This is a genomic window from Photorhabdus temperata, from assembly GCF_025384845.1.
Lineage (GTDB): Bacteria > Pseudomonadota > Gammaproteobacteria > Enterobacterales > Enterobacteriaceae > Photorhabdus > Photorhabdus temperata.
Genome location: NZ_JAJAFX010000002.1, coordinates 118,618 through 142,168, shown reverse-complemented (window position 1 = coordinate 142,168; position 23,551 = coordinate 118,618). Strand labels below are relative to the sequence as shown.

General features: G+C 40.5%; 24 protein-coding genes. 9 read left to right on the top strand and 15 right to left on the bottom strand.

Annotated elements, in window-relative coordinates; all coding sequences use genetic code 11:
• Positions 1-6: 6 nt before the first annotated feature.
• The 6 genes from sapF to pspF all read right to left on the bottom strand — a co-directional run bounded on the left by sapF (position 7) and on the right by pspF (position 6,574).
• Complete coding sequence (sapF, locus tag LGZ99_RS01290) at positions 7-816, bottom strand: putrescine export ABC transporter ATP-binding protein SapF (RefSeq protein WP_021325601.1); 810 nt, start codon at positions 814-816, stop codon at positions 7-9.
• Positions 817-1,809, bottom strand: a complete 993-nt coding sequence (sapD, locus tag LGZ99_RS01285; RefSeq protein ID WP_021325600.1) for a putrescine export ABC transporter ATP-binding protein SapD — start codon at positions 1,807-1,809, stop codon at positions 817-819.
• Positions 1,809-2,699 carry a putrescine export ABC transporter permease SapC gene (gene sapC / locus LGZ99_RS01280; RefSeq protein ID WP_036840487.1) on the bottom strand — a complete coding sequence of 297 codons (891 nt, stop codon included), beginning with the start codon at positions 2,697-2,699 and terminating at the stop codon, positions 1,809-1,811. The genes sapD and sapC overlap by 1 nt, the downstream gene beginning before the upstream one ends.
• A complete protein-coding gene (gene sapB, locus LGZ99_RS01275) occupies positions 2,686-3,651 on the bottom strand; it encodes a putrescine export ABC transporter permease SapB (protein ID WP_023045676.1) in 966 nt (321 codons plus the stop codon). The genes sapC and sapB overlap by 14 nt, the downstream gene beginning before the upstream one ends.
• Positions 3,648-5,312, bottom strand: coding sequence for an ABC transporter substrate-binding protein SapA (gene sapA, locus LGZ99_RS01270; protein ID WP_036840522.1), 1,665 nt, complete (start codon positions 5,310-5,312; stop codon positions 3,648-3,650). Before sapA ends, sapB begins: the two co-directional genes overlap by 4 nt.
• A gap of 257 nt (positions 5,313-5,569) precedes the next feature.
• Positions 5,570-6,574, bottom strand: a complete 1,005-nt coding sequence (pspF, locus tag LGZ99_RS01265) for a phage shock protein operon transcriptional activator (RefSeq protein ID WP_036840485.1) — start codon at positions 6,572-6,574, stop codon at positions 5,570-5,572.
• A 183-nt stretch (positions 6,575-6,757) separates the two neighbouring features.
• Between pspF and pspA the strand changes: the two genes are divergently transcribed.
• The 6 genes from pspA (at position 6,758) to tyrR (ending at position 12,405) form a co-directional block, all read left to right on the top strand.
• Positions 6,758-7,432 carry a phage shock protein PspA gene (pspA, locus tag LGZ99_RS01260; protein ID WP_036840482.1) on the top strand — a complete coding sequence of 225 codons (675 nt, stop codon included), beginning with the start codon at positions 6,758-6,760 and terminating at the stop codon, positions 7,430-7,432.
• A gap of 36 nt (positions 7,433-7,468) precedes the next feature.
• Positions 7,469-7,687 carry an envelope stress response membrane protein PspB gene (pspB, locus tag LGZ99_RS01255; protein ID WP_023045672.1) on the top strand — a complete coding sequence of 73 codons (219 nt, stop codon included), beginning with the start codon at positions 7,469-7,471 and terminating at the stop codon, positions 7,685-7,687.
• Positions 7,687-8,040, top strand: coding sequence for an envelope stress response membrane protein PspC (gene pspC / locus LGZ99_RS01250; protein ID WP_036840480.1), 354 nt, complete (start codon positions 7,687-7,689; stop codon positions 8,038-8,040). Before pspB ends, pspC begins: the two co-directional genes overlap by 1 nt.
• Before the next feature lie 66 nt (positions 8,041-8,106).
• Positions 8,107-9,504 carry a YcjX family GTP-binding protein gene (locus LGZ99_RS01245; RefSeq protein ID WP_036840477.1) on the top strand — a complete coding sequence of 466 codons (1,398 nt, stop codon included), beginning with the start codon at positions 8,107-8,109 and terminating at the stop codon, positions 9,502-9,504.
• Entirely contained in the window at positions 9,501-10,565 is a 1,065-nt protein-coding gene (locus tag LGZ99_RS01240) for a YcjF family protein (protein WP_021325595.1), read from the top strand. The genes LGZ99_RS01245 and LGZ99_RS01240 overlap by 4 nt, the downstream gene beginning before the upstream one ends.
• A gap of 256 nt (positions 10,566-10,821) precedes the next feature.
• Entirely contained in the window at positions 10,822-12,405 is a 1,584-nt protein-coding gene (gene tyrR, locus LGZ99_RS01235; protein ID WP_021325594.1) for a transcriptional regulator TyrR, read from the top strand.
• A gap of 121 nt (positions 12,406-12,526) precedes the next feature.
• Here tyrR and tpx read toward each other — a convergent pair whose 3' ends face one another.
• Positions 12,527-13,030, bottom strand: a complete 504-nt coding sequence (gene tpx, locus LGZ99_RS01230) for a thiol peroxidase (protein WP_021325593.1) — start codon at positions 13,028-13,030, stop codon at positions 12,527-12,529.
• A 170-nt stretch (positions 13,031-13,200) separates the two neighbouring features.
• Between tpx and LGZ99_RS01225 the strand changes: the two genes are divergently transcribed.
• On the top strand, positions 13,201-14,823 hold the full coding sequence (locus LGZ99_RS01225) for a peptide ABC transporter substrate-binding protein (protein ID WP_262978806.1): 1,623 nt from the start codon (positions 13,201-13,203) through the stop codon (positions 14,821-14,823).
• Positions 14,824-14,839: 16 nt separating this feature from the next.
• Positions 14,840-15,823 carry a zinc transporter ZntB gene (zntB, locus tag LGZ99_RS01220; protein WP_021325591.1) on the top strand — a complete coding sequence of 328 codons (984 nt, stop codon included), beginning with the start codon at positions 14,840-14,842 and terminating at the stop codon, positions 15,821-15,823.
• Between the two features lie 344 nt (positions 15,824-16,167).
• On the opposite strand, the gene ttcA is transcribed toward zntB, so the two are convergent.
• Positions 16,168-17,097, bottom strand: coding sequence for a tRNA 2-thiocytidine(32) synthetase TtcA (ttcA, locus tag LGZ99_RS01215; protein ID WP_200862505.1), 930 nt, complete (start codon positions 17,095-17,097; stop codon positions 16,168-16,170).
• Between the two features lie 276 nt (positions 17,098-17,373).
• Here ttcA and LGZ99_RS01210 point away from each other — a divergent pair, with 276 nt between their 5' ends.
• The gene (locus LGZ99_RS01210) at positions 17,374-17,853 is read left to right on the top strand and encodes an Hcp family type VI secretion system effector (protein WP_021325589.1); all 480 of its coding nucleotides are present in this window, start codon (positions 17,374-17,376) and stop codon (positions 17,851-17,853) included.
• 1,632 nt (positions 17,854-19,485) lie between these two features.
• On the opposite strand, the gene LGZ99_RS01205 is transcribed toward LGZ99_RS01210, so the two are convergent.
• Genes LGZ99_RS01205 through LGZ99_RS01175 form a run of 7 tightly spaced genes read right to left on the bottom strand, consistent with a single transcriptional unit; the run spans position 19,486 to position 23,183 of the window.
• Positions 19,486-19,893, bottom strand: coding sequence for a hypothetical protein (locus LGZ99_RS01205; protein WP_262978805.1), 408 nt, complete (start codon positions 19,891-19,893; stop codon positions 19,486-19,488).
• Positions 19,894-19,940: 47 nt separating this feature from the next.
• Entirely contained in the window at positions 19,941-20,360 is a 420-nt protein-coding gene (locus tag LGZ99_RS01200) for a hypothetical protein (protein ID WP_262978804.1), read from the bottom strand.
• Positions 20,361-20,401: 41 nt separating this feature from the next.
• The gene (locus LGZ99_RS01195) at positions 20,402-20,806 is read right to left on the bottom strand and encodes a hypothetical protein (RefSeq protein ID WP_262978803.1); all 405 of its coding nucleotides are present in this window, start codon (positions 20,804-20,806) and stop codon (positions 20,402-20,404) included.
• 35 nt (positions 20,807-20,841) lie between these two features.
• The gene (locus LGZ99_RS01190) at positions 20,842-21,264 is read right to left on the bottom strand and encodes a hypothetical protein (protein WP_023045172.1); all 423 of its coding nucleotides are present in this window, start codon (positions 21,262-21,264) and stop codon (positions 20,842-20,844) included.
• A gap of 37 nt (positions 21,265-21,301) precedes the next feature.
• Positions 21,302-21,733 carry a hypothetical protein gene (locus LGZ99_RS01185; protein ID WP_262978802.1) on the bottom strand — a complete coding sequence of 144 codons (432 nt, stop codon included), beginning with the start codon at positions 21,731-21,733 and terminating at the stop codon, positions 21,302-21,304.
• A 41-nt stretch (positions 21,734-21,774) separates the two neighbouring features.
• On the bottom strand, positions 21,775-22,179 hold the full coding sequence (locus LGZ99_RS01180) for a hypothetical protein (protein ID WP_031281038.1): 405 nt from the start codon (positions 22,177-22,179) through the stop codon (positions 21,775-21,777).
• Between the two features lie 2 nt (positions 22,180-22,181).
• Positions 22,182-23,183, bottom strand: coding sequence for a hypothetical protein (locus LGZ99_RS01175; protein ID WP_051769144.1), 1,002 nt, complete (start codon positions 23,181-23,183; stop codon positions 22,182-22,184).
• Between the last annotated feature and the right edge of the window lie 368 nt (positions 23,184-23,551).

Genomic DNA, 23,551 nt, shown 5'->3' with positions numbered 1-23,551 from the left:
TATGCGTCAGGGAATATCCTGTCGCCAAGCATCAGAGGTGAGTGGCTCACCGAAATGGCTGGCGATCAGGCGGCGGGTCATATCATGCAGCGGAGAAGCCAACACTTCAGCTGTATTTCCCCGTTCGACAACTTCGCCTTGATGCATGACCAAGACCTGATCGCTGATATGTTTCATCATGCCAAGATGCTGGGTGACATAGAGGTAAGAAATCCCGTGTTTTTCCTGTAATTCCAACATCAGATTAATTATTTGAGAGCGCATAGACATATCAAGTGATGCTAATGCTTCATCAGCAATAATAATCTGAGGCTGTAATATTAATGCCCGCGCCAGTGCTACCCGCTGTTTTTGGCCTGAGGCTAACATATGAGGATAATAATTGGCATGGTCAGGCAGCAGGCCAACTTGCCGCAATGTTTGATTGATCCGTTTTTCCCGCTCGGTTGTATTGAGCTCTGTATTGAGCAGAAGAGGAACATCAAGAATTTGCCCAATCCGCTGGCGAGGATTCAGTGAGGTGCTTGGATCCTGAAATATCATGCGAATGCGTTGACTGCGATAGCTATAGTCACCATAAGTGAGTTTATGCCCTTCAATCATGATTTCGCCGGAAGTGGGTTCCATGACACCTGAAAGCATTTTTGCCAGGGTTGATTTTCCAGAACCGTTTTCACCAATAACTGCCAGGGTCTGTTTTGCTTTTAAGGTAAAGCTGACAGGCTTTACCGCGTCAAGATGCTGACGATGAAAAAAACCGGTACGATAACGGAAAGTTTTAGCTAAGTTCCTGACTTCCAGCAAAGTATTAACCAATTATTGTTCCTCCAGATTCAATGGAAAATGGCAGGCAAAAGCATGGTTTCTAATTACCCGCAACCGTGGTGTTTCAATACAGGTTTTTTGTGCGTAAGGGCAGCGTGGACCTAAACGGCAGCCGATTGGCAGATGTTCAAGGGATGGAATGGCGCCTGGCAATGTATTTAACCTGCTTTTATGGGGCAGAGAGCTGCCGAAATCGGGAATAGCGCGGCTTAACGCTTGTGTATAGGGATGGTGTGGTGTTATCAGTAATTCATTGGGCGCAGCGCTTTCGACAGTTTGACCACAATACAGAACATTAATGCGATCCACCAGCTTGCTCATGATTTGCAAGTCATGGCTTATCAGTAAAATGGTGGTGTTATTGTTCTGATTCAATCGAGCTAACAGACGGAAAATCTGAGCTTGAGTGGTCGGTTCCATCGCGTTAGTGGGTTCATCTGCAATCAGCAAGCGCGGTTGGTTAGCCAATGCGATAGCAATCATCACTTTCTGGCATTCTCCCTCAGTTAATTCGTAAGGGAAACTACTCATAATATCTTTATGGTCTTTAATTCCCACACGGTGAAGTAACTCAATGGCCCGGCGTTTTCGCCATTTGAAGCGTTGCCACCAACGACCTTTATAAGTCCAGCCGGGGATCGCCTGAATAAGTTGCTGACCAATATTTTCAGAAGGATCAAGACAAGATTGTGGCTCCTGAAAAATCATTGAGATATTGTGGCCGATCACTTTTCGGCGCTGCCGGGGAGTCAGGCGCAGCAGATCAATATCATCGAAGCGAAAACGGTCAGCAGTCACTTTGAGATTATCTTTAGTGACCCCGCTTATCGCTTTGGCAATCAGGCTCTTACCAGAGCCTGATTCACCAACCAGACCGCGTATTTCACCCTCTGTCAGTGAGATACTGACGCGATCAACGGCTTTAACTGGCCCTTTGGCAGTCATAAATTCAATAGTGAGATTGCGAATATCAAGTAATGGCATTATTCCACCCCGGAATTAATTGCACGGTGTAATCCATTACCTAGCAGATTGATCAACAAGACACTCATCATTATCGCCGCGCCGGGCAGCATAACGGTCCAGGGCGCAACATAGATTAGCTCCAGTGAATCGCCCAACATCGCTCCCCATTCAGGCGAGGGAAGCTGGGCGCCAAGATCAAGAAAACCAAGAGAAACGATATCAAGTATGGCAATAGAAAGGGCGCGGGTCAGCTCGCTGACTAATACAGCGGTAATGTTCGGTAGTACGGCATACCATAGAATATGGTAATTGGAGGCGCCATCCAGGCGCGCAGCAATGACGTACTCTTTATCCAATTCATCATGAACCGCACTGTAAACAGTGCGAACGATACGTGGCAATAGCGCCAGCCAAATAGCGATTATGGCATGGGCCAAACTGGCGCCGGCAAAAGCGACGACAATAATTGCCAGCAATAATGAAGGGATAGAAAGTAATGAATCAAGAATATGATTGAGCACGGCGGATTTCAGTCCCCGAGTCATACCAGCCAGACAGCCGATGATCAGACCGCATAAAGTTGCTGCCAACGTGACCAGCAGTGCTGAACCGAATGTGGATGCCGTACCTATCAATAATCGGCTGAGAATGTCGCGCCCAAGATCATCGGTACCCAAAAAAAAGGCGATATTACCGTGATGTGACCACGAAGGTGGCAGCAACTGATGCCCAAGAAATTGTTGATCAAGCTGATAGGGTGCCAGATACCAGCCAAACAGACTTAGGGCAACCAGAATAAGTACCCCATAAAATCCCGTCATTGCCAGCATATCGGAAGAAAAAAAACGCCAGATGACCTTTATCGGCGACGGCATTTTCTTTTCACGATAAAAATTATCTAAGGGCATACCATTCCTTATGCTTCAGAGGGGTAGTCATTGCGCCAATGATATCAGACAGAACATTGACCAAAATAACCAGCGTGCCAATAACCATCACACTCGCAGAAATGGCGGAGTAATCTTGTTGGCGGATTGCACTGACTAACCAGTGACCAAGCCCCGGCCAATTAAATACCAGTTCCGTCATCATAGCCAATGTCAGCATGGTGGAAAATTGTAACCCCAGTTTCGGAATGATGGGAGGCAGCGCATTATGCAGGACATGACGACGGATAATTGTCAGCCTTGATAAACCCCGGGTTGAAGCGGCTTTAATGTAGTTTTCACCAAAAACGTCTTCTGTGCTGTTTCTCATCAGCCGGATAACTTCGGTTGTCGGTGCAACCGCGAGTGTAATCACTGGCAAGAGCAAGTGTTGCATGGTACTGATAATCATCTCATTGCGATAGGGTGATGTTGATAACCAGGCATCAATGAGTGAGAAACCTGTCACGGGCTCAATCTGATATAGCAGATCAAAGCGACCGGAAACCGGTAGCCAGCCGAGATAAAGGGAAAAAAACAGGGTCAGTAATAACGCCAGCCAAAAAATTGGAATAGAAAACCCAACTAAGGCGATGGAAGTGATAACGGTATCCGCTGTTTTGTTACGCCACACCCCCGCAATAATACCCAGTGGAATACCGGCCAGTAAGGCAGCAGAGAAAGCCAGAATACAGAGCTCCATTGTGGCAGGGAATACTTCCCTGAGTTGTTCACTGATGAGTTCACCATTAATACTGGATACACCAAAATCCCATAGCAATAAGCTGTGGAAATAGAATGTATAAGCGTCAAACAGGGATGCTCCGCCAAGGGGAGCATTAGGCGTAAAGTAACTGAGGCTGAAACTTATCAGCGACAGGAAAAATAGCGTAATAATCAACAGTAGCAGACGACGGAGAATGTAAATAGTCATTTGTTGGCCTTCTGAGTCATCTGATCACGCTCTTTTTCCCGGTAAACACCGGCAAAAGAGGTATTCCCAAATGGGCTGAGTACCAGCCCTTTAATATCATAACGGTAAGCCTGCAAGCGCAAGGAATAGGCTAAGGGTAATACTGGTAATTGCTGTTCAAGAATTTGTTGAGCAGTATGATAATACTTAATTCGGGATAATAATTGCTGGTTAATCAAAGCTTGTTGTAAGATCTTGTCAAATACTGGATTACACCAATGGCTGAAATTTGTCTGTGAGGCGATCGCAGCGCAACTTAGCAATGGACGGAAAAAACTGTCTGGATCATTACTGTCAGTGGACCAGCCTGATAGCGTCATATCATGGGATTTATCCATCAGTTTGGTTTCCTGAAAGCGGCCTTCAACAGGTTTGATATGCATGGTAATCCCCACCTGTGCTAAATCAGCCTGGATCAGTTCTGCCATTTTTAGTGGACTTGGATTATAAGACTGAGAAGCGGAAGGGACCCATAAGCTCAATTGCATGCCATTCAGTCCAAGGTCATTGAGCATTTTGCGGGATTTTTCCGGGTTGTATTCTGTAATTTCAGTTTGATTATCATAAGCCCATGATGCCCGCGGTAAAATTGATGCGGCGGTTTCCGCTGTTCCGTAATAAATGGATTGCATCAGCCGCTGGTTATTAATTGCGTAGGCAATGGCTTGTCGAACCTGTAATTTATCAAGTGGTGGTTTGCTGGTATTGAAAGCCAGATAAGCGATATTCATTCCTGGGCGTAAAGTGAGACGCAGGCGGGGATCGTCCCGCAGGACTTTAAGCTGACTGGCCGCCGGATAAGCTAATACATCACATTCGCCAGTTAAAAGTTTGGACATCCTCCCTGTGCCGCCGGCACCGACATCAATAACGATTTGTTGCATCTGTGGCTTGCCTTTCCAGTATTTATCATGGCGAACCAGACGGATAAATTGCCTGGTTCGGTGATTTTCCAGCATAAATGGGCCTGTGCCGACAGGTTTCCAATCAATTTGCTCATGACGGTTCATTTCATGCAATTGCTGCCCATATTCTTGTGAGAGTATTGGGGCATAATGAGTTGCTAAATGCCAAAGAAAAGAAGCGTCGGGTTCGTTCAGACGAAATTCCACCGTATATTTATCAATTTTACGGATACTTTGAATAGAATCGGCTAACTGGAGGCTGTCAAAATAGGGATAATGCCCGCCATTGACGTAATGATAAGAGTGTTGCTTATCAAATAAACGGTTAAAGCTAAAAAGGACATCATCGGCATTCATTTTACGGGTCGGAGTAAACCAGCCTGTTGATTGAAATGAGACATTACGGCGCAAATAAAAACGGTATGTTGCGCCATTATCCAGCACCTCCCAGCGGGAGGCTAATTCGGGCCGCAGGCGGTAAGTATAAGGGTCGACATCCAATAGGCGTTCATAGAGTTGTGCTGCCAGAGTATCGACCGTTAAACCGCTGGTAGTCAGTTGCGGGTTAAAGGTATTCAGGTTGCCATTAACGCAATAAACAAATCCTTGCTGCCGGATATCAGCCGGAACGCGAGGCTTTTTTTCAGGCGTAGCCATTGTCTCTGCAATAGCCGAAGCTGAGAGGGATAATATGATCCAATAAATCAAACTACGCATATAAGGCATCTGTTATTAATTAGAATTGACACATTGTATCTCAATTAGCGCTTGAGCCCAAAAAAACCGGGCGATGACGATAATGAGAAAAATTCTCAATAAAGTGCTTTACAAATGGTATTGAGAAACATTATCATCTGTATCGCACTTCCGGGGAACAGTTTTTGTTATCCTAGGAAAGGCACGACATTGCTCACATTGCTTCCAGTGTTTTTTAGCCAGCTCGGGTGCTGGCTTTTTTTTATCTGTCATTTGGATCACTTATCGTTGGTACTGATATTATGTTTCTTTATTAAGCCGCGCAATTGATGATAGGTCAGCCCTAGCTTTTCTGCCGCTTTTCTCTGATTAAACCTATTGGCTTTTAATGATAATTCTATTAATTGTCGTTCGCTGTCGTGTTGCCATTGTTTCAGATTAACCGGCAGGGAAGGCAGAGGCGGTAAAGATGAATCGTTACTGTTATCAACATTGACGATAGAATGCGGCGCAGAAACGAATGGATTAATAATGATATTATCAAGTTGATCGAAATTTTCGCCGTGACGATAAACCGAGCGTTCCACCACATTTTTCAGCTCCCGGATATTACCGGGCCAGTAGTAATTCTGTAACCGTTGTTTTGCCTGTTCAGTGAATCCGGGAAATAATGGCAAATCCAACTCGCGGCACATCTGAATAGCAAAATGCTGTGCCAGTAACATGATGTCCTGCTGCCTTTGGCGCAATGGTGGGATTTGAACCACATCAAACGCTAATCTATCGAGTAAATCAGCGCGGAATTTACCTTTAGCTGCCATGGCGGGCAGATTATCATTGGTTGCGCATATCAATCGAACATCGACCTGCAATGGCTGGCTGCCGCCAACCCGTTCAAGATGCCCATATTCAATGACGCGCAACAACTTTTCCTGAACCTGCATGGGGGCGGTTGCCAGCTCATCAAGAAACAGCGTTCCGCCATCAGCACGCTCAAACCTTCCCTGATGCTTTTTTTGTGCGCCGGTAAATGCGCCGGCTTCATGACCAAATAGTTCTGAATCCAATAAATTTTCGTTTAGCGCAGCGCAGTTTAGGGAGATAAATGGCCCTTGCCAACGGGGAGATAAGTAATGCAGACGGCGGGCAATCAGCTCTTTGCCTGTTCCGCGTTCGCCAATAACCAGCACGGGTTTATTTAATTTTGCCAGAGCGGATACCTGCTCCAGAATTTCAATAAAGCTGTTTGCTTCACCTAACAGGTTTTCTGTAACTTCATTCATGGTTATTTTCGCTAACAGTTGGTTATTATAACCACTCTATTTCGTTATGATAAAAAGTCAAATAAAAAAATTCATTTATATTTCATGTGGATAAAACGAATAAAAAAGTTGGCACGACTCTTGATAGTATGTCATTAGCAGTACAACAAATCTGAAAATCTTAGTCAAAGAGGATAATTTACTATGGGTATTTTCTCTCGTTTTGCCGATATCGTGAACGCCAACATCTCTTCATTACTGGATAAAGCGGAAGATCCGCACAAAATGATTCGCCTGATGATTCAGGAAATGGAAGATACTTTGGTTGAAATCCGTTCAACTTCTGCGCGTACGCTGGCAGAAAAAAAACAGTTATCTCGTCGCATTATGTCAGGCGAACAGCAAATACATGACTGGCAGGAAAAAGCTGAATTAGCGCTGAATAAAGACAGAGAAGATTTGGCGCGGTCAGCACTAATTGAAAAACAGAAAGTTGCTGTTTTAGTGGATACATTGAAGCATGAATTAACCATATTGGAAGAAACCCTTGAGCGTATGAAAGGGGAAGTCACTGAGCTTGAAAACAAACTCGGTGAAACTCGGTCAAGACAGCAAGCATTGGCCTTGCGTCATCAGGCTGCCGCTTCTTCGCGACAGGTTCGTCGCCAGTTAGACAGCGGTAAAATTGATGAGGCAATGGCTCGCTTCGAGCAATTTGAACGCCGTATTGATCATATGGAAGCTGAAGCGGAAACTGTGGGTATGGGAAAACAAAAATCCTTGGATCAACAGTTTGCTGAATTAAAGGCAGACGATGAAATTAGTGCGCAGTTAGCCGCAATGAAAGCTAAAATAAATGCTAATAAAGAACAACATTAAATACTGGTGCACTCAACTCACCATTAAGGAAAAGTGATGAGCTCTATATTTATTGGCATTCCACTGATTATCTTTGTACTTTTTGTTTTACCTATCTGGTTGTGGTTGCATTATAACAGCCGGAATTCAAACCAAAATCAGTTGGATCAGAATGAAGTTCAGCGCTTGGCAGAGCGTGTACAGCATATGCAGGCACGAATCAAAACCTTGGAAGATATTCTGGATGCGGAGCATCCTGACTGGAGGCAATCATAATGTCGAATTATAACCGCCGGAAACTGTATCGAATACCTGAAAAAGGCAAGATTAAAGGTGTTTGCGCTGGGTTGGCTTACTATTTTGGTGTACCCGTAGGTTTAATTCGTGCAATGGCTATATTGTCACTGTTCTTTGGCCTGTTTGGTTTAGTCGTTATTGCTTATATTGTACTGGTTTTCGTCTTGGATCCGGCACCGGTCAGTTATACCGAAGAAGCCGGTTTTTCGGTACAGAAATTACTGAATGAAGCAGATTATCAATTGAAAGCGGGTGAGCTTCGTCTGCGCCAAATGGAGCGTTATATCACCTCAGAAACATTCAGTGTTCGCAGCCGTTTCAGACAGCTTTGAGAGTGAGAATGGTATATTGCTGGGCTGACATAATGAAATTGTCGTAAGACTTACCATAGGACAGACATGAAACGGCTACAAAATGAATTAACGGCGCTTGTTAACCGCGGGATGGATCGTCATTTACGGTTAGCTGTTACAGGATTAAGCCGTAGTGGTAAAACAGCGTTTATTACATCTTTGGTTAATCAGTTACTTCATCTCCATAGCGGCGCTCGGTTGCCGCTATTTTCTGCTGTGCGTGATGGTCGCCTGCTGGGGGTGAAACGGGTTCCCCAACGGGATTTGGGGGTTCCTCGTTTTGCTTATGATGAAGGATTGACCGCGCTTTATGGTACTCCTCCCGTCTGGCCGACCCCGACACGAGGTGTCAGTGAAATCCGCTTGGCGCTTCGTTACCGTTCTGAGAATGCTCTGCTGCGCCATTTTAAAGAGACTGCCACGTTATATCTGGAAATTGTCGATTATCCCGGCGAATGGCTGCTGGATTTGCCGATGTTGGCACAAAATTATTTAGCATGGTCACGCCAGATGAATGGTTTATTGCAGGGACAGAGAGCTGAATGGGCAAAACCCTGGCTGGAACTGTGTAAACAGTGCGATCCATTGGCGCCGGCGGATGAGAATCTATTGGCTGCTATTGCTCAGGCATATACGGAATACCTGATTAAATGCAAAGAACAAGGATTACATTTTATTCAACCGGGGAGATTTGTTCTGCCGGGTGAAATGATGGGGGCTCCGGCTTTACAGTTTTTTCCGTGGCCGGATATCGGTCATATCGCTGAGTCACCGTTTACTCAGGCAGATCAACATACGAATATCGGTATGCTGCGTAAGCGTTTTGAATATTACTGTCAGTCAGTCGTGAAGGGGTTCTATAAAGAACATTTTCTGCGTTTTGACCGGCAAATTGTGTTGGTAGATTGTTTACAGCCATTAAACAGCGGGCCACATGTGTTTAATGATATGCGCTTGGCGCTGACACAATTAATGCAGAGTTTTCATTATGGCAAACGAACACTTTTCCGCCGCCTGTTTTCCCCTTGTATTGACAAGTTAATGTTTGCTGCCAGTAAGGCTGATCATGTTACCGCAGATCAACATGCCAATCTGGTTGCTTTACTGCAACAATTGGTGCAAGAGGCCAGACAAAATGCGGCTTTTGAAGGCATCAGCATGGATTGTGTTGGTTTGGCATCGGTACGGGCGACAGAAAGTGGCATGATTGAACATCATGGTGAAAACGTCCCGGCGCTGAAAGGACATCGCTTGACAGATGGTAAATTACTGACATTTTTCCCCGGTGAAGTGCCACGGAGTTTGCCCGGGGATAATTTCTGGCAAAAGCAGGGTTTCTGTTTCGAAGAATTCAGCCCCCGTCAGGTGAATATTGATGCACCATTGCCGCATATCCGGCTGGATACCGTGCTGGAGTTTTTACTGGGAGATAAAGTGAAATGACAGATTCTCTGAAGCCAAGAATTGACTTTGAAGAACCCTTATTGGAGCCACAAGAACCGGTTTTAAAACCCGCTCAGATCTTTGATGGAAAAGACACAGCGAATTTCTGTCCTGCCTCACCAGAGCTTGAGGCTGAAGAGTGCGAAGGCCAGGTAGAAGGAATAGTGAATGCGGCATTGAAACCCCGGCGCAGTTATTGGCGTAAAATGGTCTATGGCGCTCTGATTTTACTGGGAATGAGTGTTGTTGCTCAGTCTGTGCAGTGGATTTATCGGTCATGGCAGCAACAGGATTGGATTGCGTTAGGTGTGGCCGCGGCGGGGGGAATGATAGTATTTGCCGGTATGGGTTCTGTGGTCAGTGAATGGCGTCGTTTTCACCGGCTAAGAATGCGTGCTGAGGAACGTGATACAGCGAAAGAGCTACTGCAAAATCATGGTGTGGGTAAAGGCCGGGCATTTTGCGAAAAGTTGGCAAGTCAGGCGGGTATTGAGCCGCATCATCCGGCATTACAGCGTTGGCAGGCTGCTTTACATGATACACATAACGATCGTGAAGTGGTGGCGTTGTACGGTAAATTGGTTCAGCCTGTTTTGGATTCTCAGGCAAGAGCTGAGATCAGCCGCTATGCTGCGGAATCAGCATTAATGATAGCCGTCAGCCCGTTAGCGATTGTCGATATGGCATTTATTGCCTGGCGCAATATCCGGCTGATTAACCGTATTGCTGCGCTTTATGGTATTGAACTGGGATATTTCAGTCGCATTCGGCTTTTCCGTCTTGTTTTGCTTAATATTGTTTTTTCGGGTGTTTCAGAGGTGGTGCGGGAAGTTGGGATGGATTGGCTATCTCAGGATATTGCTGCGCGTCTTTCTGCCAGAGCCGCTCAAGGGATCGGTGTGGGTTTACTGACAGCTCGGCTTGGCATTAAAGCCATGGAGTTATGCAGGCCACTGCCTTGGATAGAGGGTGATAAACCTAAATTAGGAGATTTCCGTCGCCAGTTAATCACTCAACTTAAGAATATCCTGCCAAATAAGTCTAAGAACACAGTTGATTAAATGATATATACTTTAATTCTATACTAACGCACAAAATATCCAGATAACGGTAGAATTTTACGTTATTTTATTAAACCATTTTATAGTTAATCTTAGAATCTGTTTATTTTAGTGAAAATTTCAAATGCTGTGTTATTTACTCCATTAAAAAACCGGATTCTTGTCAATTTTTGCTGACAGAATGCTTCATATGAATAATCGTAGAGAGTAGTATTTAGAAAAATTATATGTATTAGTGTAAATAAGGTCAAAACAGATGCGCTTAGAAGTTATTTGCCATGATCGAATCGGGTTGACCCGGGAATTGCTTGATCTACTGGTATTACAGGATATTGATTTGAAAGGGGTGGAAATATCCCAAACTGGCCGGATTTATCTTAATTTTTCACCGGTTGATTTCAATATATTCCGTAGATTAATGGCAGAAATTCGCCGTATTAATGGTGTTATTGATGTTCGTACGGTCTCTTTTCTACCTTCGGAAAGAGAACACAAAGCGATGTGCGCACTGTTGGAATCTTTGCCTGAGCCTGTTTTTTCAGTTGATCTAAAAGGAAATATTGAGCTTGTTAACTCTGCTGTGTTCAAGTTGTTTGGCGTTAGTGAGGAAGAAATCTATCAAAAACCTATCGGGCAGTTTATCAGCGGTTATAACTTCACGCGCTGGTTTGAAAATAAAAATAGCCAGCAACGTGTGGAAAGGATAACGCTCAAAGGTCTGGACTACCTGATGGATATTATGCCAATTCAACTGACTGACGAAAAGCAGCAAATACAGTGTGTCGGCACTGTGATTATGCTCAAATCCGCTGCCCGGATAGGTCATCAGCTGAAAAAACTGACTGTCAATGATGGTGGTGAGTTTAGGAGAATTATCTCTGTTAGCCCAAAAATGGCTCAGATTATTGAGCAGGCCCGCAAAATAGCGATGTTGGATGCGCCACTGCTTCTGATTGGTGAGACAGGAACCGGTAAAGATATTTTGGCGAAAGCTTGTCATTTGCACAGTTTGCGCGGGAAACAACCTTTTCTGGGGTTAAACTGTGCATCTATGCCGGATGATGTCGTAGAAAGCGAACTGTTTGGCTATGCTGCCGGTGCTTATCCTAATGCCATTGAAGGGAAAAAAGGTTTCTTCGAGCAGGCCAATGGCGGCACTGTTTTGCTGGATGAGATTGGCGAAATGTCGCCACAGATGCAGATTAAGTTGCTGCGTTTTCTTAATGATGGCACTTTCCGCAGAGTAGGGGAAGAAAACGAAGTTAAAGTGAATGTCAGAGTCATCTGTGCTACACAGAAAAACCTGGTTGAATTAGTACAGCGGGGAGAATTCCGCGAAGATCTCTATTATCGCCTTAATGTACTGACTATTATGCTTCCGCCACTGCGTGATCGTAAAGCGGATATTATGCCGCTGGTGGAATACTTTATTGAGCGCTTTTCTGAAGAACAAGGGGTACCGAAACCTAAACTATCCCCTGAACTTCCTCACTTTCTGGCTAGTTACAGTTGGCCCGGTAACGTAAGGCAGTTACAGAACGCCATCTATCGGGCATTGACTCAGCTTGAAAATATGGAGCTGGCTCCGCGGGATATACAACTGCCGGAATTTGAAACAGAGATCTCTTTTAGTGAAGATGTGTTCAATGGTTCTTTGGATGAAATCAGTAAACGCTTTGAACGCTCGGTGTTGACGCGTCTTTACCGGCACTACCCAAGTACTCGTAAACTGGCTAAACGTCTTGGGGTATCGCATACTGCGATTGCCAATAAATTGAGAGAATATGGCCTGAGCAGCAGGAAGCATTCTGCCGGGCATGAATTGGATAATGATGAGTGAAATAATGCCCACTTTAAGTGGGCATTATATACCCTTCATCTTTCAAGTTGCTGCTTTGTTGGCTGCGTTCACTTGCCGCCGCGCTGCAACTTGAAATCTATTGGGTATAAAATCAATGGATTTATTTCAGTGCCGCCAGTGCGTTGTCATAATCTGGCTCATTAGTGATTTCATCAACTAATTGGCTGTAAATCACGTTATCGTTTTCATCAAGCACAACGACTGCCCGGGCTGTGAGACCACGCAGAGGGCTGTTGCTGATAGCAACGCCATAATCTTCAGTGAAAGTACCGCCACGCAGAGTAGAAAGAGTGACCACATTTGATAACCCTTCCGCGCCGCAGAAACGTGACTGCGCAAAAGGCAGATCGGCGGAAATGCACAGTACAACGGTATTTTCCAGGTCATTCGCTGCCTGATTAAATTTACGGACCGATGCTGCACAAACACCGGTATCAATGCTTGGGAAAATATTCAGCACCTTACGTTTTCCGGCATAGTGGCTGAGAGAGACATCGGAGAGATCTTTGGCTGTCAGAGTAAAATCTTTCGCTTTTTCCCCTGATTTTGGGAAATGGCCGCTTACGGAAATATCATTGCCTTGAAATTTTACTGTTTGTGTCATAGTTTTCTTCCTCTGATAAATGAACCACAGCCTCCCAGTGTAGAAGAATAGTCGGCTCTTGCCCATCAAAATAGCACCTGTGAAGTAAAATTGTCTGATTGTGCTACTTTGACAATGGCTTATAATTCGATTCTGGAATAATTATTTTACATACAGGGCAGATTACCTTAATGCGCTATTTCAGCTTGACTTCATGTGCGCTACTTATCAGTGGCTCTTTTCTCATTGCTTCTGCCTTTGCTGCGGAAGTGCCTCCCGGTACTCAGCTTAATGACAGACAAGAATTGGTACGTCATCTAAAAGACGAACCGGCATCCTTAGACCCGATTAATGCGGTGGGCTTGACGGAGGCTCAGGTTCAGCGTGATCTGTTTGAAGGGCTGGTAAATCAGGATGCGTATGGCAATGCAATCCCCGGTGTCGCGACAGCATGGAAAACGGCAGACAATAAAACCTGGTTTTTTACGTTGCGTTCTGATGCCCGTTGGTCAAATGGGGAACCGGTTACTGCGGCGGATTTTGTGTATAGTTGGCAGCGATTAGTCACCCCGGTTAATACCTCTCCTTTTGCCTGGTTTGCCGCCCTGGCAGGTATTGAGAATGCGCAAGAAATTATTGACGGAAAATTGCCTGCTGTAAAACTGGGTGTTAAGGCTATTGATACGCACATATTACAGGTGACGCTAAACCGGCCTGTGCCTTATTTCCCCAATCTGACCGCGAATTTCAGTCTCTATCCGGTCAATAAGAAAACGGTAGAAAAATATGGGAAAGAGTGGATAAAGGTTGGTAATTTGGTGGGGAACGGTGCTTTCAAATTACACGATCGGGTTGTGAATGAGAAAATCGTTCTGACGCCAAATCCTTATTACTGGGATCATAAAAAAACGGTTCTGACCAAAGTCACATTCGTACCCATTAATCAGGAATCACACGCGACTAAACGCTATCTGGCTGGTGATCTGGATATTACCGAATCCTTCCCGAAAAATATGTACAAAAAGTTGCGCCATGAATTACCTGGGCAGGTTTATACGCCGGATCAATTGGGTACCTATTATTACGCCTTTAACACCCAACGAGCCCCAACCAATGATGCCAGAGTGCGTAAAGCGCTTTCTATGGCAATTGACCGTAAAATTATTGCGGAAAAAGTATTGGGAACAGGAGAGAAACCCGCCTGGCATTTCACGCCGGATGTGACTGCGGGTTTCCATCCTGTGATCAGTGACATGGAACAACACACACAAGCAGAACTGGACCAACAGGCCAAGACGCTGCTACAGGCGGCGGGTTATGGCTTGAACAACCCACTGAAACTTTCTCTGCTCTATAATAGTTCCGAAAACCATCAGAAAATTGCTATTGCTGTTGCCTCTATGTGGAAGAAAAAACTGGGCGTACAGGTGAATCTGGTGAATCAGGAATGGAAAACGTATATTGATAACCGCAACACCGGTAATTTTGATGTTATTCGTGCATCTTGGGTGGGGGATTATAACGAACCATCCACGTTTCTGAGCCTGTTGACTTCAACGCATAGTGGCAATATTGCCAAATTCCATCAGGCTAATTATGACAAACTACTCCAATCTGCCAGTTTGCAAACGGATGATGCCCGGAGAAACGATGACTATAACAGAGCGGAACAGATGATTGCTGAACAGGCGCCTATTGCACCGATTTATCAGTATACAAACGGCCGGTTGATAAAACCTTGGTTAAAAGCATACCCGATCACCAATCCTGAAGATGTGGCCTATAGCCATACTATGTACATTATCAAGCACTAAAAGTAAGGAGCTGGATGTGGAAACAATTTATGGTTCATCATTTAAAGATGCCGATGCAGTCTATACCTGTCAGTTTGATGGTCGAGGCGGTATGACAGCGATAGATATGAATGCATCAGCCACACCAGCTCAACCTTTCTGGCAACATCTGGATTACCGTAATCCCAAGAGTTATCGCTGGATAATGGAGACGGATTTATTACCGGAATCAGTGAAAGTGGGGTTGGCTGGGGAAAGTTTGAGGCCGAAAATAATCCGTACCGGCGATGGTACGATGATCACATTGCGAACAATTAATAGCAATGAAAGTGAACGCCCCGATCAGCTGGTGGTGTTCCGTATTTATATTAATTCTAAAATTGTTATTTCCAGCCGGCATCGTAAAGTTCATTCACTTGAACAAGTATTGAGTGATTTGCAAAATGGCATTGGCGCGCAAACTACCGGGCACTGGCTGGTCGACATGGTTGATGCAATCACTGATGAAGTCGGTAATTTTATTGAAGATCTTCATGACAATCTTATTGAGCTTGAGAATATGATTCTGGAGCAGCGAATACCGGGGCGGGGTGGATTGGCTTTGCTGCGTAAGCAATTGATTGTTTTGCGTCGTTATATGGCGCCTCAGAGAGATGTATTTGCCCGTCTTGCCAGTGAAAGATTACCTTGGATGAGTGATGAAGATCGCCGTCGGATGCAGGAGATTTCCGAGCGTCTGGGAAGGGAATTGGATGATTTGGATGGTTGCATTGCCCGTACCGCCATTATTTCAGATGAAATTACATCAATGATGGCGGATGCGATGAATCGTCGCACTTATGTTATGTCATTATTTGCGATGGTTTTTTTGCCAACAACATTCCTGACCGGATTATTTGGCGTCAACCTTGGTGGTATCCCAGGCAATGAATATTATTTGGGCTTTAGTATTTTTTGCTTGTTATTATTGGGATTGATTATATTTGTTGCGTGGTGGTTAAAGCGCAGTAGATGGTTATGAAAATTAAATAATTGCTCAGAGAAATAAAACGCAACCACCGGGAAATATTGCTAAAACTGACCCTTAATTTGAGATAGATCAATACTCACCCGGCATCATTGGGGCATTATAACTCTCGCAGGTGAAAACAACGTTAAGCGATGAACGTTGTTCTCCGTAATTGTAATTTTTCTCACATGAGTCTTTATACAGAATAATTGCCCATTCTTGTGCCGATATTACTTTTTAATATCGGCATTTTTTCATTGTTGTTGTAAGCAGAATAGGGAAATTTTAAATAAAAAAGCAGTGAAAAATAAAATTACCGCTCTGAAATATATCTGGAGCGGTATAATTAAGGATAACTATTTTACTTCGACAATATCCAGCCGTTCTGATTGATAATCGGGTTGATCTTCTATATCAACGGCGGGTTGTACAGGTAATTCTTCGCGGTCAAAAGCGAGATCACCACCATCAATAACGTCACTTCCATGAGTGATATTTTTAAAATCGAACAGATTAAAATCACTGAGATGGGATGGAACGACATTTTGTACCGCACGGAACATTGTTTCAATCCTTCCCGGATAGCGTTTATCCCATTCCCGTAACATATCTTTGATAACCTGGCGCTGCAAATTTGGCTGCGAGCCACAGAGATTACAAGGAATGATAGGAAACGCTTTGGCGGCAGTATAGCGTTCAATATCTTTCTCACGGCAATAGGCGAGGGGACGAATTACAATATGCTTACCATCATCACTCATTAACTTCGGTGGCATCCCTTTTAGCTTGCCGCCGTAAAACATATTGAGAAACAGGGTTTGCAAAATATCATCGCGGTGATGCCCTAATGCAATCTTAGTTGCGCCCAACTCAGTCGCAGTACGATATAAAATGCCCCGACGCAGACGGGAACAAAGAGAACACGTTGTTTTACCTTCGGGTATTTTTTCTTTCACAATGCCGTAAGTGTTTTCTTCAACAATTTTATATTCGACACCCAGTTCATCCAGATAAGCGGGAAGGATATGCTCAGGAAAACCTGGCTGTTTCTGATCCAGATTAACTGCAACAAGTGAGAAATTAACCGGAGCGCTTTTTTGCAGATTTTGCAGGATAGACAACAGGGTATAGCTGTCTTTACCACCGGAAAGGCAGACCATAATACGGTCGCCTTCCTCAATCATATTGAAATCAGCGATGGCCTGACCGACATCACGGCGTAAACGTTTCTGTAATTTGTTTTGGTTATATTGTGCTTTCTGATCCACCACGGACGCTCTGTAAATAATGTTTAAATGGAATTTAGGGGGGAGAGTATACCATTTTTATCACTTGGCACCTTAAAGAGTTTGTGATGGATTCCGCTCGTTTTTACCCGTTAATACTGATGAATTGACAGCTTTTTCTGTTATAGAAGATAAGGATTGCGCTTTTAGATTGATTGTAGGTGTTCTGTATTTACATTTATATAATATATTTGACTGTTTTTTACAATTTTATCATTGAAATGCCAAAAAAGTAGTTCAGAATGAAAGATTAAGCAAAAATATAGGATAAATAGTATGGCAAATATGATTTATGTAACGATAAAAGGTGAAACGCAAGGGCTTATTTCTCAAGGATGCTCAACTCTGGATTCTATTGGTAACCGGTATCAGAATGGACATGAAAATCAAATTATGGTACTGCAATTTAATCATGGCTTGACTGTCGCGCAGAATGTCAATTATCAGCCGGTAAACTTCATTAAACCATTAGATAAATCTTCACCATTATTAATGATAGCGGCGGCTAATCGTGAAAAAATGGAATTGACATTTGATGTTTATCGGACCTCGCAAATAGGCTCACAGGAACTTTTCTATTCCATCTTGCTCACTGGGGCAAAAATTTGCGGTTTGAATGTTAATTATCCGCATGTTGTTAATGATAATAAAGGACAACCGGAGGAAGTTGTTTCAGTTCAGTATGTTAACATTACTTGTCGGCATTATATGGCAGGAACATCAGGATATTGTATCTGGGATGAGATGGTTTATTGATAACTATAATTTATACGCTTAGTTTTTAGTTAATAACTAGGCGTGTTTTTTGAAGTAAATATATTAATATAAATAAGTTGTGGTTATCGTAATCCTAATTATCAAATATAATTGATATGTTTAAGTTTTTGATTTATTTTGTAAATGGCTATTGATACAACAAAACAAGCAAGAAATAAAATATAAAGGATAGTCATAATGATAAGAGTTGATCTGTTCATGTTAATTTTCTATCGGTCTTTTAATTAATAGGGTTTGCTTTATGTATTCGTTAAATACTTGTATAACAATGCAAGTATACTACTTAAGGTGAATGAGAATATAGAAATAGAAAAAAAATAATAATAGATAATCATTATTGAAGCAAGTTTTTTAGGTATACTCTTTGCGAACTCATATGCTTCTTGTGGTATGGAATTACCTATATAAAAACGAGATATTATAGTCTTCCTTCCAGTTATTATCTGGTAGAAGAAACATGATAGATAATAACTGCCAAAAAAACTGGAAAACGATATTGCATATATAATTTGTGGTATAAAAAAGCCATTTTGTGTATATTTTTCTCTGATTTCTATGAAGGATGTCTTCTTTATTCCATAAAAAACGAATAAAAATAGTAGCAAAAACATGCTAACTAAAAATAAAGAAATCATGATAAAGTTAATTGTATTATTTAGAATGTTCATGTTATTCACCTTTAATAATGTTAATGAAAAATTTTCGCTATATTTTAATGAAAAATTCGTTTATCAATGCCAGTAATAAAGACAACTATAAACAACATAAAAATATAATAGTACACCTTTATAAAAGTGGATATTTTCCAAGAAAATCTTTTGACGAAAGAATTGGCTTCATCTGAGATGGAATTACCTATGTAAGCATGAGATATAATGGTTCTCTTTCTTGTTATTTTTTGATAAAAAAAGCAGGCCACGGTAAAGCTGCCAGAAATTCCTGTAAATGAGAATATATGTATAATTTGTGGAATGAAAAAGCCTTTCTGGGTGTAAAAATCTGTAATTTGTCTGAGCTTTGAATTTTTTATTGCATAGAGAATAATCATAATAATGCCTAAAAATAAACTTATACTGAATGCAGCCATGTGTTTAAAAGTATTCATATTATTTACTTATAATAGCATTGTAAATAAATTCATCTCCCCAATCTCCCCTAATGTTGTGATGATTATTTTAGGTATTGAGCAGAAATTTGTACATTGGCAATAACAATGCGGTTAGTAAAAATAATATCATCATAAATATAGAAATATAGTAGTATCTTATTATAAATGATGATAATTTTTTAGGGATTTTTTTTGCGAATATAAAAGCTTCATTTGGTATGGAGTTCTCTATAAAAGAATATGATAGTGGTAATTTTCTCTTGGTTATCAACTGATAGAAAAAACAAGAAACAATAATGCTGCCAAAGATCCCTGAGAATGAAGACATATAGATGATTTGAGGTATAGAATAACCTTCACGGATATAAATCTCCGTTAGTTCTCTAAATTTCGAACTGTTTAACATGTAAAAAATAATAAATACCAGAATTAAGAAAAAGGCAGAACAGGATATAAAGAATGTAACGTATTTTAAAATATTCATATTATTCACTTATAGTCTCTCAGAAGTATTTAAAATATAAAGAAAATATCATGTCAATAGCGAAGGATAATAGGCTGATAGAGATAGTTAAAATATAGGCTTTCAACCAATTTGTCATGTTTTTTGGTAATTTTTGAATGAGATCATAAGATTCTTGGGGCATATATTTACTATCAGGTCTATTTATTCTTATTCTTTTTCCTGTTAATAACCTATAGAAAAACATGGCCGGATAAAGCTGACCTTGAATACCCATAAGATGACCCGTATATACTCCTGATGACAAACAAAATCCTTCTTTCATATATAACTCAATAATTTTATCCATCTTTTTCTGATTTATTTTGTAAATGATTATTGATACAACAAGCAAAGCAAGAAATAAAATGTAAAGGATAAGCATGATAGTATAAATTATTCTATTCATATTAATATCTCATTGAATTTTCAACATATTTTAGTTGGATTTAGTTGTTAGTTTAAAAGATAAGAGTATTTGTGACATAAACTCGTTATTAATGATATAAAGAAGCATGTTCCACTTATATTAATGGTAATAAAATATATTTTTATCCAGTGAGTTAAACTAGAAGGTAAACTTTGAATAAAATCATAAGATTCTTGAGGCATATATTTACTATCAGGTCTATTTATTCTTATTCTTTTTTCTGTTAATAACCTATAGAAAAATACGGCAGGATAAAACTGACCTTGAATACCCATAAGATGACCCATATATGCTCCTGATGACAAACAAAATCCTTCTTTCATATATAATTCAATAATTTTATCCATCTTTTTTTGGTTTATTTTGTAAATAATTATTGATATAGCCAGAAAAAGAAAAAAAGAAATGCAAGAAATAAGTAAAATGATAAAAGTGATTCTATTCATATTAATATCCTATTGAATATCTAACAGATTTCAGTTTAAAATTAATCGTATGTTTTAAATAAGTATATTGCCATTAATATAAAGAAGAAGGCTCCACTTATATTAATGGTGATAAAATATATTTTTATCCAATGAGTTAAATTAAAGGGTAAGTTTTGAATGAAATCATAAGATTTCTGGTACATGTATTTGCTATCTTTTTCATTTATTCTCATTCTCTTACCGGTTAGTAATTTATAGAAAAATACAGCAACCTGAAATTTACCATGAACGCCTAAGAACCGGCCTAATTCTACGCCTGCTGACAAATAAAGCCCTTCGCTAATATATGATTCAATAATTTCATCCATCTTTTTTTGATTTGTTTTGTAAATGGCTATTGATATAATTAAAAAGAAGAAGAAAAAAATAACGGAAATAATTGTTATTAAGTCTGATATGTTCATAATAAATTCTCTGTAAGTAAATTTGCAAAAAATCCCTAACTGAAAAATTGCCAGGCATATTTATCATATGTAAGAAATACTATTCCAATAGCGAAAGACATTAAGCTAATAGTGATAGTTGTCATGTAAATTTTTAACCAATTTGTTGTTCTTTTTGATAATTTCTGAATAAAATCATAGGATTTTTTATACATATATTTACTATCAGGCTCATTTATCCTAATTTTTTTTCTGGTTAATAGCCTATAGAAAAATACAGCGACATAAAATTGACCATAAATGCCTAAAAAATGGCCCATTCTTGCTCCCGCTGACATATAAAGCCCAGCTTCCATATATAATTCAATAATTTTATTTATATTATGCTGATTTATCTTGTAAATAGCTACTGATATAATGAAAAATACAATAAAGGAAATATAAGAGACAGCAACGATAAGAGGAATTATTCTGTGCATATTAATATCTCATTGAATTTTCAGCATATTTTAGTTGTTAATTTAAAAGATAAGAGTATTTGTGACATAAACTCGTTATTAATGATATAAAGAAGAATGCAAAACTTATATTAATGGTAATGAAATATATTTTTATCCAGTGAGTTAAACTGGAGGGTAAACTTTGAATAAAATCATAAGATTCTTGGGGCATATATTTACTATCAGGTCTATTTATTCTTATTCTTATTCTTATTCTTTTTCCTGTTAATAGCCTATAGAAAAATACGGCAGGATAAAATTGACCATGAATACCCATAAGATGACCCATATATGCTCCTGATGACAAACAAAATCCTTCTTTCATATATAATTCAATAATTTTATCCATCTTTTTTTGGTTTATTTTGTAAATAATTATTGATATAGCCAGAAAAAGAAAAAAAGAAATGCAAGAAATAAGTAAAATGATAAAAGTGATTCTATTCATATTAATATCCTATTGAATATCTAACAGATTTCAGTTTAAAATTAATCGTATGTTTTAAATAAGTATATTGCCATTAATATAAAGAAGAAGGCTCCACTTATATTAATGGTGATAAAATATATTTTTATCCAATGAGTTAAATTAGAGGGTAAGTTTTGAATGAAATCATAAGATTTCTGGTACATGTATTTGCTATCTTTTTCATTTATTCTCATTCTCTTACCGGTTAGTAATTTATAGAAAAATACAGCAACCTGAAATTGACCATGAACGCCTAAGAATCGGCCTAATTTTACGCCTGCTGACAAATAAAGCCCTTCGCTAATATATGATTCAATAATTTCATCCATTTTTTTTTGATTTATCTTATAAATAGCTATTGATATAATTAAAAAGAAGAAGAAAAAAATAACGGAAATAATTGTGATTAAATCTAATATATTCATCATTAATCTCCTATAAACATATCTGCAAAGAATCCCATAGTATTGTCAAGTGTATAGCTACCTATGGCCCCACCCGCTAAACCGCCCCCAACTATGCAGAGTCCTGCAACTAAACCCCCCGTTGCAGCCCCAAGAGCAATACATGCTGCCCCTGCTTCTATACTGCCCACATATCCTCCAAGCATTCCCCCTCCTGTTCTACCAGCAAATTTACTATATTCCTTAACTGCCACTTTTTCACATTTTCCTGATTGTCCGTAATTACAGGCATCAATAATCTGCCCGGTGGTATCAACAAAGTCCAATCCGATCGCAATACGGCCACCGTACTTCATCCATTTAGCCATTTTTTCACCTTGGATAATTGTTTGACTATATCCTTTTATTGCACCAATCCCTGCTTTATCCCATTGATGGGCAATGGCTTTGGTTGATAACTTTAGCGCATGTTTTAAGTTAGGATGTTCTTCGATTTTTAAAGAAAGTCTCCCAACCTTATTCAATAGTCTCTTTAGATTACCCATAATCTTCTGTCTTTCTAGATAAAAATCGGGGCTGGCATACTTCCGATTTAGCCCATTTAACCGATATTCTTTCTCATAAAGAGACTGTAAATCTGACAGGTTTTTATTAATTGCAGAAAAATAGCTTCCACTCAGTGATGAAGCAGTACCGATAAGTGTTCCTCCCTGATCCAGTAAATAATGAAACAGACCAAAATGGTGATGCAAAAATGCGGCATATTCATTAGGCAAGCTCGAAACGGATTGGTTTATTTCATACTGGGATTGCTTTAATAGCTGCATTATATGCGGCGGATTATAAGAATCAGGATCGGCAACAAGTAGAATCTGCCCTGGTTTCAGGTACCGGTTATCGGCATTCAACTCCATAAAATACCGGGCCGCTTTGCTATTCGAATGACTGAACAACAAGCTTGCCTGAAAACTTAATCCTCCAGGTTGTTGTACTACACAGAAACCGGGTTGAATGTTCCTCTCCATACTATTTTGCCCCTCAAAGCGTGTTGAAATAAGATTACTCAAATTCAGACAGTATAGGTTTCTTTTAGTTCCACAATGATTGCCTAATCAGATAATAGGATTATTTTTAACTTATAAATATATCGGTGTTTAATCCCTCGACGCTATATTTTCCCAAGTGATGGTAAAGGTTCTCGTGCTGAATGATTTTGGTCTGAATCGCAAAACTGGAAGCTATCATTAGCACTTTTCCATACTTCTTGTAGAATCTTTCCAATGATCTTCCTGTCATCAGGATACTTCACGGACACGCTGTAAATAATGTTTGAATTGGATTTAGGGGACGAAATATATCATTTTTGTTACGTTACTCTTGCCAGGATTTGTGA